General features: G+C 62.9%; 15 protein-coding genes. 5 read left to right on the forward strand and 10 right to left on the reverse strand.

All coding sequences use genetic code 11. From position 1 onward, the window contains the following. Positions 1 to 244 precede the first annotated feature (244 nt). The 3 genes from C0617_RS00820 to rpoH form a co-directional block, all read right to left on the reverse strand. Positions 245 to 1,831 (reverse strand): acetyl-CoA hydrolase/transferase C-terminal domain-containing protein, encoded by a 1,587-nt coding sequence (locus C0617_RS00820; protein WP_291315125.1) that lies wholly within the window; start codon positions 1,829 to 1,831, stop codon positions 245 to 247. 640 nt (positions 1,832 to 2,471) lie between these two features. Beyond that, positions 2,472 to 3,197 (reverse strand): outer membrane protein assembly factor BamD, encoded by a 726-nt coding sequence (gene bamD / locus C0617_RS00825; RefSeq protein WP_291315126.1) that lies wholly within the window; start codon positions 3,195 to 3,197, stop codon positions 2,472 to 2,474. Positions 3,198 to 3,261: 64 nt separating this feature from the next. Continuing rightward, entirely contained in the window at positions 3,262 to 4,161 is a 900-nt protein-coding gene (gene rpoH / locus C0617_RS00830) for an RNA polymerase sigma factor RpoH (protein WP_291315127.1), read from the reverse strand. A 210-nt stretch (positions 4,162 to 4,371) separates the two neighbouring features. Here rpoH and crcB point away from each other — a divergent pair, with 210 nt between their 5' ends. The 5 genes from crcB to C0617_RS00855 are packed head-to-tail and all read left to right on the forward strand — an operon-like array spanning position 4,372 to position 6,178. Then, positions 4,372 to 4,743, forward strand: coding sequence for a fluoride efflux transporter CrcB (gene crcB, locus C0617_RS00835; RefSeq protein WP_291315128.1), 372 nt, complete (start codon positions 4,372 to 4,374; stop codon positions 4,741 to 4,743). 13 nt (positions 4,744 to 4,756) lie between these two features. Beyond that, positions 4,757 to 5,116, forward strand: a complete 360-nt coding sequence (locus C0617_RS00840; RefSeq protein WP_291315129.1) for a DUF190 domain-containing protein — start codon at positions 4,757 to 4,759, stop codon at positions 5,114 to 5,116. Next, positions 5,110 to 5,577, forward strand: coding sequence for a TerB family tellurite resistance protein (locus tag C0617_RS00845; protein WP_291315130.1), 468 nt, complete (start codon positions 5,110 to 5,112; stop codon positions 5,575 to 5,577). The genes C0617_RS00840 and C0617_RS00845 overlap by 7 nt, the downstream gene beginning before the upstream one ends. Next, complete coding sequence (locus tag C0617_RS00850) at positions 5,570 to 5,773, forward strand: hypothetical protein (RefSeq protein ID WP_291315131.1); 204 nt, start codon at positions 5,570 to 5,572, stop codon at positions 5,771 to 5,773. Before C0617_RS00845 ends, C0617_RS00850 begins: the two co-directional genes overlap by 8 nt. Before the next feature lie 51 nt (positions 5,774 to 5,824). Beyond that, positions 5,825 to 6,178 carry a class I SAM-dependent methyltransferase gene (locus C0617_RS00855; protein WP_291315190.1) on the forward strand — a complete coding sequence of 118 codons (354 nt, stop codon included), beginning with the start codon at positions 5,825 to 5,827 and terminating at the stop codon, positions 6,176 to 6,178. 87 nt (positions 6,179 to 6,265) lie between these two features. Here C0617_RS00855 and C0617_RS00860 read toward each other — a convergent pair whose 3' ends face one another. The 7 genes from C0617_RS00860 to C0617_RS00890 all read right to left on the reverse strand — a co-directional run bounded on the left by C0617_RS00860 (position 6,266) and on the right by C0617_RS00890 (position 13,006). Next, positions 6,266 to 7,450, reverse strand: coding sequence for an OmpA family protein (locus C0617_RS00860; protein ID WP_291315132.1), 1,185 nt, complete (start codon positions 7,448 to 7,450; stop codon positions 6,266 to 6,268). A gap of 125 nt (positions 7,451 to 7,575) precedes the next feature. Beyond that, positions 7,576 to 8,856 (reverse strand): hypothetical protein, encoded by a 1,281-nt coding sequence (locus C0617_RS00865; RefSeq protein WP_291315133.1) that lies wholly within the window; start codon positions 8,854 to 8,856, stop codon positions 7,576 to 7,578. A 92-nt stretch (positions 8,857 to 8,948) separates the two neighbouring features. Continuing rightward, on the reverse strand, positions 8,949 to 9,638 hold the full coding sequence (locus C0617_RS00870; RefSeq protein WP_291315134.1) for an ABC transporter ATP-binding protein: 690 nt from the start codon (positions 9,636 to 9,638) through the stop codon (positions 8,949 to 8,951). Positions 9,639 to 9,669: 31 nt separating this feature from the next. Next, positions 9,670 to 9,816 (reverse strand): hypothetical protein, encoded by a 147-nt coding sequence (locus C0617_RS00875; RefSeq protein WP_291315191.1) that lies wholly within the window; start codon positions 9,814 to 9,816, stop codon positions 9,670 to 9,672. Continuing rightward, positions 9,809 to 11,041, reverse strand: coding sequence for an FtsX-like permease family protein (locus C0617_RS00880; RefSeq protein WP_291315135.1), 1,233 nt, complete (start codon positions 11,039 to 11,041; stop codon positions 9,809 to 9,811). Before C0617_RS00880 ends, C0617_RS00875 begins: the two co-directional genes overlap by 8 nt. A 1-nt stretch (position 11,042) precedes the next feature. After that, positions 11,043 to 12,266, reverse strand: coding sequence for an FtsX-like permease family protein (locus C0617_RS00885; RefSeq protein ID WP_291315136.1), 1,224 nt, complete (start codon positions 12,264 to 12,266; stop codon positions 11,043 to 11,045). Positions 12,267 to 12,268: 2 nt separating this feature from the next. After that, the gene (locus C0617_RS00890) at positions 12,269 to 13,006 is read right to left on the reverse strand and encodes an outer membrane lipoprotein-sorting protein (RefSeq protein WP_291315137.1); all 738 of its coding nucleotides are present in this window, start codon (positions 13,004 to 13,006) and stop codon (positions 12,269 to 12,271) included. Positions 13,007 to 13,087: the final 81 nt, after the last annotated feature.

Here is a 13,087-nt window from a genome sequence, read left to right on the forward strand (position 1 = left end):
AGAGATTGAGTTCTCTCACAGAGAGGCCGGATATACGGCAGCAATCCTGTCCCTGTCATTCAGTTCACAAGCCCTTGCAAAGCGGGGGGAGACCATATACGAGCGGGACAGCTAATTACCTTGTCCGCATTGATCCTTGGTTCCGCATCGGATTTCCCACCTTTCATTGCCGGGTACATAAATGAAGAGGCCCGCCGGTTTTGACCGGCGGGCCTCTTCGTTCATCAATGGGACAGGTCGATCCTTATTCGCAGAGATCGATGTTGATGTCCCAGCTCTTGATCTTCATGGTGCCGTTTTTGGCCAGGTTCTGCTGCATCTTGAAACAGCGGTCGAAGAGCTGCGGCTCGTGGCCGATGCCCTTGGCCAGGCACTCCTTCTTGGCCATGTCGAAGTACTCCTGGAGGATCGGCTTGTACTCGGGGTGCGCGCAGGTGTTGATGATCTTCTGTGCGCGGTCCTTCGGAGCCAGGCCGCGCAGGTCGGCCAGGCCCTGCTCGGTGACGACGCAGTCGAGGTCGTGCTCGGTGTGGTCGATGTGCGGTGCCTTCGGAACGACGCAGGTGATGCCCTGGGGGTCGGTCTTCGAAGGGCGGGTCGACGGCGAGTGCATGATCTTCAGGAAGCCGTTGCGCAGGAAGTCGCCGGAGCCGCCGAGGCCGTTGATCATCCGGGTGCCGCCGACGAGGGTCGAGTTGGCGTGGGCGTACATGTCGAACTCGACGGGGGTGTTCATGGCGATGCACCCCAGACGCCGGATCGGCTCGGGAGCGTTGGAGATGGACAGGGGGCGCAGGGTGATCTTGTCCGCATACTTGTCCCAGTTCTCAAAGAAGCGGGGGAAGCCCGGGTTCTCAGACAGGGAGAGGGAGCAGGAAGAGGCGGCTTTCAGCTTGCCCGAGTCGAAGAGATCGAGCATGGTGTCCTGCAGAACCTCGGTGTAGACGGTCAGGTCGCTGAAGGGACCCTTGGCCAAGCCGCCGACGACGGCGTTGGCGATGGAGCCGACGCCCGACTGCAGGGGCAGCAGGTTCTTCGGCAGGCGGCCCTGCTTCACTTCGTTGCCGAAGAAGTCCATGATGTGGCCGGCGATGGCTTCGGAGGTGGCGTCCATGTCGGTGAAGGCCCGGCCTTTGTCGCGGCGCTTGGACTCGACAACGGCGACGATCTTGTCGGGGTCGCAGGGGACGTAGGGGGTGCCCATGCGGTCGCCCGCCTTGGTGATCAGGAAGGGCTGGCGGTTGGGCGGGTTCTGCGCCATGACGATGTCGTGCATCCCCTCGAAGGAGGGCTGTCCGGTGTTGACCTCGAGGATGATCTTGTCGGCGACCATCATCAGTTCGGGAACGATGCCGCAGGAGGTCGTCAGGGCCAGGCCGCAGTCCTCGGTAACAGCCGAAACCTCGATGATGGCGACGTCGATGCGGCCGTTTTCGGTGTAGAAGCCGTAGGCCATGTCCTGGGCGAAGAGGCCGAGGTGCTTGTCACCCATGCGGATGCGGCCTTCGTTGATCCCCTTGGCGATGTTCTTGCCGGTCTGGTAGGGCCAGCGGCGGTCGATCATGTCGAGGGTCGCCCAGCGGTCCTCGGTCTCCGCGCCGACGGAGGCGCCGATGAAGAGGTTGAACTTCATCTTGCCCTGGAGGTTGTTCTTCTCGACATGGTCGGCCAGAGCGATGGGCACCTCTTTGGGGTAGCCTGCCGGGGTGAAGCCGGACCAGCCGAGATTCATCCCGGGCTTGAAGAATTCGAGGCATTCTTCGGCGGTCTTAACCTTGCTCAGCAGTGACTTGCGGCGGACGCGATCTTGCAGTGTACCGAATTCCGACATCTTTTCTCTCCTCTTCCTATGAGATTATTTGCCCGATCACAATTGGGGGCCCTTTCCATGGAAAGAGTCCGGCTTTGAGGTCGGGGATGAATGCCCTTTTAGGCCCGTGGCAGGGGCTTCTCCTGAGAAACGGGTATGTTGACTTCCGGGCGAAAGGACGAAGGATCCTGTTGTGGGCGACGGGGATCCCGTATCACCGGAAATCTTTTAAAAAGACGTTATATGGCAAATGTATACAGGATGTATAATATGTGGAAAATTTTTAGTCAAGGGAAAATATTGGCTCTTTTACTTTGAGTAAAAAGCATCGTTTTCGACGACCGCTTCGGCCAGATTTTTGTGTGTGTTTGTGGTCTGTTTTTTTGCTTCCAGGGTGCTGCGGAGATTGAATGGAATTTTACTCGGGGTAAAAAAAGCCTCCCCCGAATGCATCTGCCGCCTGTGGTTAGGGGCAATACGGTGTTTGGGGCGGCCGGGCCGGTGAGGGGCTTTCTCCTCTCCGGGTGAGTCGGGCGAATCAGGGGGCGCATCGTGGGTAGCTTAGCCGAAAAACCGAGGCTGTCAAATTGCGGTGGGACGGGGAGGGGATCTATGGATGGGGAGGGGCGGCGGCCCCGGAGTTATCGGCGGCGGTGCCCTCTTAACGGGCCTTTTTTGCCCATTTGCTGTCAGGGAACTCCTTGAGGAGGGTCCTGAGGGGCGTGGCCGCCCGGTTGGGGTCGCCCATTTCGACGTAGGCCCTCCACAGGGTGTAGTAGGTCTCGGCCCGCTCCTCGAAGGAGGGATAGTCCGTCAGCAGGGCGTTGAGGCGGCCGATGGCGGCATGCACCTCGCCGGTGCGCAGGTAGAAACGGCCGACATAGAGTTCGTGGGATGCAAGGCGGCCTTTGCAGTCTTGGATGAGGGGGGCTACCTCTTCAATCCGGGGATCGTCCGGATAGAGTCTGGCAAAGCTTTGAAAGGTCGTCAGCGCGTTCCGGGTCGCGGTCTGGTCCCGGTCGGGTGAAAGGATCTGTTTGAAGTAGGCCATGCCCATCTGGTAGAGGACCTGCGAGGTTCGATCGTGGCCGGGATGCTCCTTCAGGAAGTTCTCGTAGGCGATGGCCGCTTCCAGAAATTTGCTGTCCCTAAAATAGGCCTCGGCGATTTTCAGTTCTGCCAGGGTGTTGAGCTGGGCGGAAAAATACGACTCCCGGACCTTCTCCCATGCGGCGATGGCCTCCTGGTAGTGCCCTTTTTCAAAAAGTCTCTCGCCCTCCTGAAAGTTTTGCTGGGCCTCCTGGCCGATCGGGCGCGGTGATGCCGCCGGGGTACAGGCGGCCAGGGCGGGCAGCAGAAGAGCGAGAATCAGCAGGCGAAGCGTCATGAGGAATGTCCTTGTCGGGCAGAGTCTGGTCTCGGGTGCAACCTAAGGGATGACCGGAAATTTGTCAACGATATTCAAGCTTCACAGAGGCTGGCGGAAAGGGGGGGGGATCGGGGGGCTGCGAGCGGGTAGGGGCAAGAGCGTCCCCGACTTTGGCCAGGGCATTCTTTTCCAGCTGCCTCACTCTTTCGCGGCTGATGTTGAACTCATTCGCCAGGGCCTGAAGCGTTTTTGGCGGGTCCAGAAGGATTCGGTCCCGGATGATGCGCCGCTCTCGCTCGTTAAGCTGGTCCAGGGCATTTTGGACCTGGCCGGACAAGAGTTGGGATTCCTCCTTCTTGAGGAGCAACTCTTCCTGGGTATCCCGTTCGTCGGCCAGGGTGTCCATGAGGGTGTAATCCTCGCCCGCGGTCAGTTCCCGATCGAGGGAGGTGTCGCGGCAGGCCATGCGCAGGGACATCTCTTCCACGTCCTCGTTGCGGACATCCAACTCACGGGCAATGTCCCGGGCGTCCTCTCCGCCGGTCAATCTCTTGATGGCTTCACGGGTCTGGTTGAGCTTGAAAAAGAGTTTCTTCTGGGCCTGGGTCGTGCCTATCTTGACCAGGGACCAGCTTTTCATGATGTAGTTGTGGATGTAGGCGCGAATCCACCACACGGCATAGGAGATGAGACGGGTGCCCCGGTCGGGGTCGTATTTCTTCACCGCCATCATCAGGCCGACATTCCCCTCCTGCACCAGGTCTTGGATGCGCAGGCCGTAGGCTCGGTATTCGTGGGCGATTTTGACCACAAAGCGCAGGTTGGCGCAGATCAGGCGGTGAGCGTCCTTCAGGTCGCCCCGGCGTCGATAGCGGCGGGCCAGTTCATGCTCTTCTTCCCGGTCGAGCAGGTCGAAGCGGTTGATCTGGGCCATATACTGTTCGAAACCGTCACTGATGATGGGCAGGCTGGCAGTGTGCATCGGCATGAGACTCCGAAAAGCGTATTGAAATTAGATGATTGGCACTCCTGGGTTGAGAGTGCCAAATATAGCAAGTCGCATCGCTCCGCGCAAGGGGAAATCGGGGAGTCCCGGGGGGGGGAATTGGCCGTTGACAGGGCAGGGAGGGAATCCCATAATGTCGGCAGGACGCCCGAAGTCAGTCGAACCTCCGCGAAGGCCAGCGATTTCATGCAGATATTCTACATCGGACTGTTTGGCGCCCTCGGTTGCCTCGGCCGCTACTTTCTCTCGGGGTGGACCTACACCCTGGTCGGCCGGGGGCTGCCCTACGGCACCCTGGCCGTCAATGTCCTCGGGTCTTTCCTGCTTGGCCTGGTCATGGAGGGAAGCCTTCGCAGCACCCTTTTTTCGCCCGGTTTGCGCATGGGCATCACCGTCGGTTTCATGGGCGGGTTTACGACCTTTTCGACCTTTTCCTACGAGACGGTGCGGCTTCTCGAGGAGGGGAGCCTCGTTCAGGCCGGGGCCAATGTACTGCTCAACGTGACCGTCTGTATCGTATTTGCCGGGCTGGGGATTCTTCTTGCCCGGCAGCTTTGACAGAGGAGACGCAATGGCCAAACTCGAGGGGGACCAGACCCTGATGCGCATCTTTATCGGCGAGAGCGACCGCTGGGAGCGCAAGCCGCTTTACGAGGTCCTGGTTGAGATGTTCCGCCAGGAGGGCTTCGCCGGGGCCACCGTGCTCAAAGGGGCCATGGGTTTCGGGGCAAACAGCGTGACCCACACCGACCGGTTGCTGCGTCTTTCCGCCGACCTGCCGGTGGTCCTCGAGGTGGTCGACAGCCAGGAGAGAATCGATGCGGTCTTGCCTCGCCTCGACGAGATGCTCAAGGGGGGCATGGTTACCCTTGAGAAGGCGCGGGTGATTCGCTACAGCGAAACGCCGGGCGAGGGGGGGGCGGCATGCTGAGTCTGATCAAGCGGGTGGTGAGCAGCCCGGGGCCGGAGCCTAACGCAGAGGCCGAGGGAGAGCGCATCCAGATCGCGACCTGCGTTCTGCTTCTGGAGATGGCCCATACCGACGGAGAGTTCCACCCCATGGAGGCCACCCTGGTCCGGGACCTGATGCAGGACCGGTTCGGCCTGTCGGTCGAGGCGACGGCGGAATTGACCGAGTTTGCCCAGAAACAACGGGAGTCGAGCCTCGATCTTTTTCAGTTCACCCGGCAGGTCAACGAGAATTTCACTGTCGAGGAGAAGCAGGACGTGATGGAGGCCCTGTGGCGCATCGTTTACGTGGACGGGGTTCTCGACAAGTACGAAGACTACCTGGTGCGACAGATGGCTACACTGCTGCGCCTCTCCCACCGTCAGATGATCGACGCCAAGCTGAAGGTCCTGCAGGATGTCCGAGCCAAGGGGGATGCCTAGGCAACTGCTCCACATAACGTCCTGGGCCCACGAATTTGTCGCTGAGGTTGTCGGGCCGGGGGATTTCGCGGTCGATCTTACCGCAGGCAAAGGGAGTGACGCCCTTTTCCTGGCCCGAAAGGTCGCGCCCGGAGGCCGGGTCCTTGCGTTCGATATCCAGGAAGAGGCGCTCGAATGCTCCCGGCGCACCCTGTAGCAGGCCGCCGTCCCCGTCCACGTCTGGGGAGAAGACGATTTTCCGCCCGTTCTGCCCGAGGGGGTCTCCCTCGTCCACGATACCCATGCCCGCCTTGAGTCCTACCTTCACGGAGCACCCAGGGCCGTGATCGCCAACCTGGGCTTTTTGCCGGGCAGCGAATCGACGGTCAAAACCGCTGAGCATTCGACTTGTGTCGCATTGCGCCAGGCCTGCCTCTCTCTGGAAGTCGGCGGGCGTATCGCCGTGGCTGTCTATGTCGGGCATTCGGGGGGGCGTGAAGAAGGGCAGGCCCTGGAGAGGGTGTTCGGCGACCTGTCGTCGCGCAAGTGGCACGTGTTGCGCTTGGAGGTGGCCAACCGCAAAGAGGCCCCTTACCTGCTGGTGGCCGAGAAGCGGCAGTAGGAAGCTCCAAGGGGATTTCTCCGGAACAAAAAAGAGGGACCAGGATCATCCTGGTCCCTCTTTTTTTGTTCTTGGCAGTGGAAGGGGTTAGTCCGGGAGAAGGGCGCAACATAGGATCTCGACCCTGCGGTTCTGATCCCGTCCCTCTTCGGTGTTGTTGTCGGCGACCGGCTGGGTTTCACCGAACCCCCGGGCGACCAGCTTCGAGCTGTCGATGCCGAAGTTCTCGACCAGGTACTGGCGCACGGCCGCGGCCCGTTTTTCGGAGAGCTGCTGGTTGTACTCGGCCTTGCCGACGTTGTCGGTGTGCCCGGCGACCAGGATGTGGGGGGATGGGTTCCCCCGGATGAACCGGGCGGCCTGCTCCAGCGCGACATGATGGTCGGGCTTGATCTCGGCCTTGTCGAAGTCGAATTCGAGGTGCATGGTGTACTTCAGCGGGCATCCCTGCTTGTCTACCAGCTGCCATTTGGGGGTGTCGGGACAGTTGTCCAGGTGATCGGGGACGCCGTCGCCGTCGCTGTCGCTGTCGCTCGGGCAGCCCTGCTGATCCACGGCGGCGCCCCTGGGGGTGCCGGGACACTTGTCGAGGTGATCGGGGACGCCGTCCCCGTCACTGTCGGCCGGGCATCCACGGCTGTCCACCATGACTCCTCTCGGGGTGTCCGGGCAACGGTCCTGGGGATCGATGACCCCGTCTCCGTCACTGTCGATGGGCTGGGCGGCGGGCTGGTGCCCGCCCAGAAGGTAGTTCAGGCCCCCGGTGTAGAGCAGGTTGTGGCTGGACTCATCGATAAAGGTGAGGATGTGGCGCACGTCGCCGCGCAGGGCCAGGTTTTCGGTGAGGAAGTAGCTCAGGCCCCCTCCGTAGTTGAACAGGGCGTCGCCCTTCCCGCCCTTGGTGTCCGGGTCGAGATAGGTCCAGCCGAGCCCGGCGGAGAGAAAGGGGACCAGGGCTTCGTCGGGCAGGAAGTTGTAAAGGGCGTTGATCCGGCCGAGATAGACCTCGTAATCGTCCAGATTGCCGACCTCGGACTCTGTGTTGACGTAATTGTAGACAAATTCTGCACCCCAGTGCTTGGTGAAGTTGTAGCCGAGCCCGAGGCCGTAGGCCAGGTCGTTCTCAAGGTGCTGGTCCCCCTCGAATACATACCCCCCGATGGAAGGGGTCAGGATCAGGGCACCGGCGCGGTTCTCCGCGAAGGCGGGGCCAGCCAGAAGAGCGAAGATCGCGATTCCCAGGATGATATTCGCAAATGGTCCAGTTTTCATGGTGTCCCTCCCTGCGGGTGTTGAGGTAGAAAGAATACGACTTTAGTTATGAATACCATGTAATTAGGAAATGGCAACGAGGTCCGTTCTTTTCGGCGTGTCGCCGAACCCGGGTGGAGTGAAACTCAGAAAAAGTATTTGATGAGCAGCCCGCCGCTGCTGCCGGCGGAACCGAATTCGCTGCGCGGCAAGGGCGGCAGCGGAGAGGGAAGGGGGCGGGGATCCCGTCCCCCGTTGTAGTTCCAGAACGCCTGCAGAACCAGGTTGTCGGACAGGGAGAGGTCGACGAGGGGACGGAGCATGAAGGAGCCGTCATCGAGGTTCCAGATCAGCAGGCCGCTCAGGGTCGCCAGGGGATGGGCTTCGTAGGAAGGGGCGAGGAGCAGGTAGTGGCGGCCGAGCAGGAAGCTCAACCCCTCCCGGAAAGGGGCCGAGACCGCCGCCCGGGGGTAGTCGCCGGGCTCTTCCGCTCCCGCTCCGTTGTAGAGGTACTCGGCCAGCAGGACGATGTCGCTTTCGAACCGGTACCAGGTCTCCAGGGCGGCGATGGTGAAGGTGTCGTGCAGGTCGCCGCCGGCCTTGTCGGTGTTTTTCCCCTGGTAGGCAGTCGCCTCGGCCTTGATCCCCAGCCCTCCGAGGCTGCCGGCCAGCCCCAGGCCGACGGTGGGGCGTTTTCGCAGCAAGCCGCCGAGCCCCTGAACGTCGACCTCTTTCCAGTTGTGGGAAAAGGTGGCCAGGTAGGAGTGATTGTCCCGACCATCGCCCAGCACCGCCACTGCGCCGATCTGCCCACCCCTTCCGAAGTAGCGCACTCCCCGAAGGGCGTCCACCCCCGGCCGCACGTCCGTATCGAGGGCGTCCGGAGGGAAGGGAGCGATGATGTCGAGAGGGGAGAACATCAGGATCCCCCCGAAACCGATGGCCTGCCGGCCCACCGTCCAGTCCACCCCCAGCAAGGTCGTCCGCAGGTTGAGGCGGTCGACCTCCAGTCTGTTCGCAAAATCCTCCCCCTCGTTCCAGCTCTGTTCCAGCTCGACCGCCCGGTTCGCCGATTGGCCCGGAAGAGGGATGCTGCCTTTCGGGTCGGTATAGAGCAGGAGGTTCTCCGCTGAGAGTTCCCAGTCGAGGGTCTCGCCGGCGGAGCCGGTCAGGTCGAGCCGCAGGCGGTTCGAGGAAAAATCGGTGTCGGGAAATGAGCCGCCCGGGGCCGCCTGCACGTGGACGTTGAGGGATTTGAGATGGCCGCCGAGGCGAACCCCGCCGGGCAGCTCCGCCGCAGCGACCTGGCCGGAGAGGCAAAGAGAAAGAAGGGCCAGCAACAAGGGGGGCAGGCATTTGAAGGTTTTCCCCTTCGCCGACGGGTCGCGCGTTCCCTGGATTTGGAGGTAGGTAAAGAAGTCAGTCATCGTGGCCAGCCATCCGATGCCAATGCCTTCGAGCATGCAGGAAAGAGATGCGGCTTGAAAATCGATCGCAAGCCCTGGTGGTGAAGACCTTCTTACTCGTTCTCCCCCGTGTCCGACTCGAGGCGACCGTCCCTGAGGTGGATCACTCGCCGGGCGTGGGCGATGACCTGGGGGTCGTGGGAGCTGAAAATGAAGGTGGTGCCCTGGGTCTCGTTGAGCCGTCGCATCAGGTCGAGCAGGTCGGAGGCGGTCTTGGAGTCGAGGTTGGCGGTCGGCTCGTCGGCCAGCACCAGCTTGGGGCCGGCCGCCATCGCCCGGGCGACGGCCACACGCTGCTGCTGGCCGCCGGACAGGTCGCCCGGCTTGCGCCCTTCCAGCCCTCCGATGCCCAGCTCTTCGAAAAGGGCCCGCACCCGGCGGCGTCGTTCGGGCCGGGGAACTCCCTGCAGGAGAAGGGTGAATTCGGCGTTCTCCTCCGCGGTCAACACCGGGATGAGGTTGTAGGACTGGAAAATGAAGCCGATGCTGCTCAGGCGGAAGTCGGCCAGGGCCCGGACCGGGTGCCGGCTCATGTCGCGTCCCTCGATGGTGACCGTCCCCGAGGTCGGCTGGTCGAGGCAGCCGATCAGATTGAGGACCGTGGTCTTGCCGCTGCCCGAGGGTCCGGCGAGGACGGTGAACTCTCCCGCCTCGATGGCCAGGTCGAGCTCCGCCACAGCGACCACCTGCTGATTGCCCAGGGGATAGACCTTGGAGATTCTGTCCAGTTCGACGAGGGGCATGAAAGCATCCTTTGAATGCAGGCGTCAGTTGTCAGTTGTCAGTTGTCAGTTTGAAACCTAAAGCCTGATAGCTGATAGCTGATAGCTGATAGCTGATAGCTGATAGCTGATAGCTGATAGCTGATAGCTGATAGCTGATAGCTGATAGCTGATAGCTGATAGCTGCCTTTTCAAACATGTCTCATCGCTTCGGCCGGGGCGATGCGTGCCACCCTGGCCGCCGGGTAGAGGGAGGCGAGCAGGCACAGCCCTCCCACGTAGAGGGCGATCTGGCCCATCCAGGGAAGGTCCCACATGGCGCGCATGATGGGGGCGAAGACGACGCCGCCGAACTCGAGGCTTTCGGGGACGAATCGGCGCAGGTCGATCCCGACATCGACCAGGTACCAGGTGGCGAGGGAGCCGAGCAGGGTCCCCGCCGCCATGGAGAGCAGGCCCAGCACCAGGGCCTCGGTCAGGACCATGAGCCGCAGCCGGCCAGGGGTGGCGCCCACCGCGAGGATAATGCCGAACTCCCGGGTCCGCTCCATCACCGACATGAGCAGGGTGTTGACCACCCCGATGGTGACGATCAGCAGGATGATGACGAAGATGAACTTCTGGCTGGCGTAGTCGAGTCGGATGGCGTTGGCCAGGTTCGGCATCGCCTCCTCCCAGGCGAGCGGGCGCAGCTGCGGTCGCCCGGCAAGGATCGTCTCGATGGCCGGAAAGACCTTCCGATCGGCCCGGGCCTCCCTCAGCACCACCGCCAGCTCGTGGACTTCTCCCGGCGCTCCTCCGAGGGCTGCGGCGCTCTCCCGCCCGACCATGATCAGGGAGCCGTCCAGATCCTTGACCCCGGTGGTGACACTCCCCCGCACCCGAAAGAGTTCGCTGGCCAGCTCCCCCTCCCGGCTCTGCAGGGTGATGACGAACTTGTTACCCTCGCGGATCTTGAGTTCCCGCATCAGCCGGCTGCCCAGCACAGCGTCGCGCCCGCCGGGGGTGCGCACCATCTTCTCCCGGGGCAGTCCCTTCAGGAAGGGGTTGACCGCCCGTTCGGCCTCCGGGTCGATCCCGGTCAGCAGGATGCCCCGGCTCTCGCGGCTCGACTGGGCCAGGCCGGGGAGGTAGACACGGGGGAGAACCCCCACCACTCCCTCTATGGCGGCGATCTCCTTTGCCAGGGCGCCCGGAGCGAAGGAGAGCTTCTCGTCGCGGCTCTCAGCGTAATCGCCCCGGTAGACGGCGATGTGGCCGGAGCCGGCCCGCACCCCGCTGTCGATCATGCGCGCGTAGACCCCGAAGGAGAGGTTGTGGAAGGCCTGGACCAGCATCAGGCTGAAGGAGAGGGCCCCCAGGGTGATGAAGGTCCGCCGCCGGTTGCGCCACAGGTTCTTCCAGGCCAGCTCGAGGTATTCCATGTTACTCCTCCCGGATGGCCTCGACGGGGTTGAGGCGGGCTGCCCGGCTGGCCGGCAGGAACCCGGCCATCAGGCAGACGGCAAAGAGCAGGACCGCGGGGACGGAGAAGTTGGGCCACTCGAGCACCGCGGAGAGCCGTGGCAGGATGGTTCCTCCGGCGTAGGTGATGGGGGTCAGGTGGCCGGAGAGGTCGAGGCCCACCTCGGCCATATACAGGCTCATCGCCAGCCCCAGGGTCAGGCCGAGGACGAGGGAGATTCCCCCCATGAGCAGGCTTTCCAGCAGGACGAGGGTGCGGATCCTCCAGGGGCGCATTCCCATGGCCATGAGGATGCCGAACTCGCGGGTCCGCTCCATAACCGACATGAAGAAGGTGTTGAGAATGCCCAGGCCCGTTGCCAGGTAGAGGATGATGACCACGATGAAGCGGCTCACGTCGTAGGCGGCGATCGCCTCGCGCATCTCCGGAAGCAACTGGCCCCAGTCCAGCGCCTCGGTCCCCTCGGGCAGGCGGGTGTTGAGGGGGAGGGCGATTTCGGCGGCCCGCATCGGCTCCAGGACGCCGAGGGCCACCTCGTGCAGGCGATCCTGCATGACGGTGACCTGCTGCAGCCAGGGCAGGCCGACCAGGACCAGGCTGTTGTCGTGCCCCGCATCCCCGGTTTCGAACAGACCGGTCACCCGGAGCAGGTCGTTGCCGATGGAGCCGTCGGCGGCCTGGGTGAGAAAGACCAGCTCGTCGCCCGGGGCAACGCCGAGCTTTTCGGCCAGCCCATGCCCCATGAAGGCCCCGTTAGCCGGAGAATCGGGGAGGTAGCCGCCGGCGACGGTCTTCTCCGCCAGGCTGGTGACCTGCCGCTCCCTCTGCGGCAGGACGCCCAGCAGTTCCGCCGGCTGGGACGTGTCGGTGTGGGAGACCAGCCCGAAAGCGCGCAGCCGGGGAGAGGCACCGGTGAGGCCCTTGGTGCTCTGTATCGCTTCTTCAAGAGCGCTGCCGGGCTGCAGGAAAGAGAACATGTCCCTGTCTTCCTGGTAGCCGCGGGCCGAGACGACCAGGTGGCCGTGGTACTGCTCGGTGGCCGAGGCGAGCATGTCGCGGAACATGCCGGAGAAGACCCCCAGGGCCAGGATCAGCAGGGAGGAGGAGACCACCATGGCGCTGACCGTCAGCAGGGTGCGGCGCTTGTTGCGCCAGATATTGCGCAGGGCCAGGCGCAGCAGCATGGTCAACGGCTCTTGAGCTGGCGCAGGGAGAAGAAGCTCTCCTTCAGCGGGACGTCGAAGGAGAGCCGTCCGTAGTGCATGATCGTCACCTCCTCGGGCTTGTCCAGAGGCTGAACGGTCATGCGCATGGGGATGGTCCGTTCGCCCACGGTCTGCACATCGTCGAAGACGATCTCTCGCACCTTGAGCATCTCCTCGTCGAAGTATGCGATGCGTTGCGGCACGCGGTGGGCCTTCTCCACGGCGTAGACGATTTTACCCCAGACGACCGCCGCTTCGGGCCTCGCTATCCCCTCGATGGTCCAGAGAGCCTCCGTCTCCTCGAGAAGGCGGAAGTCGTAGTCCTCGTCCACGTGGGCGGCCTTGACCAGGTCGTTGTTGGTGATGTGGCTCCCCATCCAGGCTCCCCCCATCATGGAGGGCGGCACCTTGATGGTGCGGTCGACCTTGGGCAGGTAGTTCCAGACCTCCTTGCCCACCTTGAGGGTGGCCACCCCGCGGTCCTTGGGCGGGTCGAGAATGCGCACCAGGAAGTGGTCCCGGCCGAGGGACCAGGCCTCCATTTCCAGGTTGCGCTCCCAGTGCTCCGTGCGCACCTGCATGGTCATGCGGGCCTCGGAGGAACGCCCCATGTGCTGGTCCTCCACCTCTCGGATCAGTTGGCGCAGGTCGAGGGCCCCGGCGGGGGCGGTCAGCAGAAGGAGCAGGACTATGAGGGGGACGGCGTGAACGGTTTTCATGCTCGGACCTCTTCGTTCGGCTGCTGCCTTTCATTATACATTCCCGGGACGGGTCGGCAAAAATGCGGCAGGGGAATGGTT

This window comes from Desulfuromonas sp. (assembly GCF_002868845.1).
Classification (GTDB): Bacteria; Desulfobacterota; Desulfuromonadia; order Desulfuromonadales; family BM501; genus BM501.

Excerpts from the sequence above, each read along its gene's own strand:
- bamD (WP_291315126.1), bottom strand. The coding sequence starts at position 3,197 with ATGACGCTTCGCCTGCTGATTCTCGCTCTTCTGCTGCCCGCCCTGGCC.
- C0617_RS00885 (WP_291315136.1), bottom strand. The coding sequence starts at position 12,266 with ATGCTGCTGCGCCTGGCCCTGCGCAATATCTGGCGCAACAAGCGCCGC.
- C0617_RS00870 (WP_291315134.1), bottom strand. The coding sequence starts at position 9,638 with ATGCCCCTCGTCGAACTGGACAGAATCTCCAAGGTCTATCCCCTGGGC.
- rpoH (WP_291315127.1), bottom strand. The coding sequence starts at position 4,161 with ATGCACACTGCCAGCCTGCCCATCATCAGTGACGGTTTCGAACAGTAT.
- C0617_RS00860 (WP_291315132.1), bottom strand. The coding sequence starts at position 7,450 with ATGAAAACTGGACCATTTGCGAATATCATCCTGGGAATCGCGATCTTC.
- C0617_RS00890 (WP_291315137.1), bottom strand. The coding sequence starts at position 13,006 with ATGAAAACCGTTCACGCCGTCCCCCTCATAGTCCTGCTCCTTCTGCTG.
- C0617_RS00865 (WP_291315133.1), bottom strand. The coding sequence starts at position 8,856 with ATGACTGACTTCTTTACCTACCTCCAAATCCAGGGAACGCGCGACCCG.
- C0617_RS00880 (WP_291315135.1), bottom strand. The coding sequence starts at position 11,041 with ATGGAATACCTCGAGCTGGCCTGGAAGAACCTGTGGCGCAACCGGCGG.
- C0617_RS00850 (WP_291315131.1), top strand. The coding sequence starts at position 5,570 with ATGCCTAGGCAACTGCTCCACATAACGTCCTGGGCCCACGAATTTGTC.
- C0617_RS00820 (WP_291315125.1), bottom strand. The coding sequence starts at position 1,831 with ATGTCGGAATTCGGTACACTGCAAGATCGCGTCCGCCGCAAGTCACTG.
- C0617_RS00845 (WP_291315130.1), top strand. The coding sequence starts at position 5,110 with ATGCTGAGTCTGATCAAGCGGGTGGTGAGCAGCCCGGGGCCGGAGCCT.
- C0617_RS00840 (WP_291315129.1), top strand. The coding sequence starts at position 4,757 with ATGGCCAAACTCGAGGGGGACCAGACCCTGATGCGCATCTTTATCGGC.
- C0617_RS00875 (WP_291315191.1), bottom strand. The coding sequence starts at position 9,816 with ATGTTTGAAAAGGCAGCTATCAGCTATCAGCTATCAGCTATCAGCTAT.
- crcB (WP_291315128.1), top strand. The coding sequence starts at position 4,372 with ATGCAGATATTCTACATCGGACTGTTTGGCGCCCTCGGTTGCCTCGGC.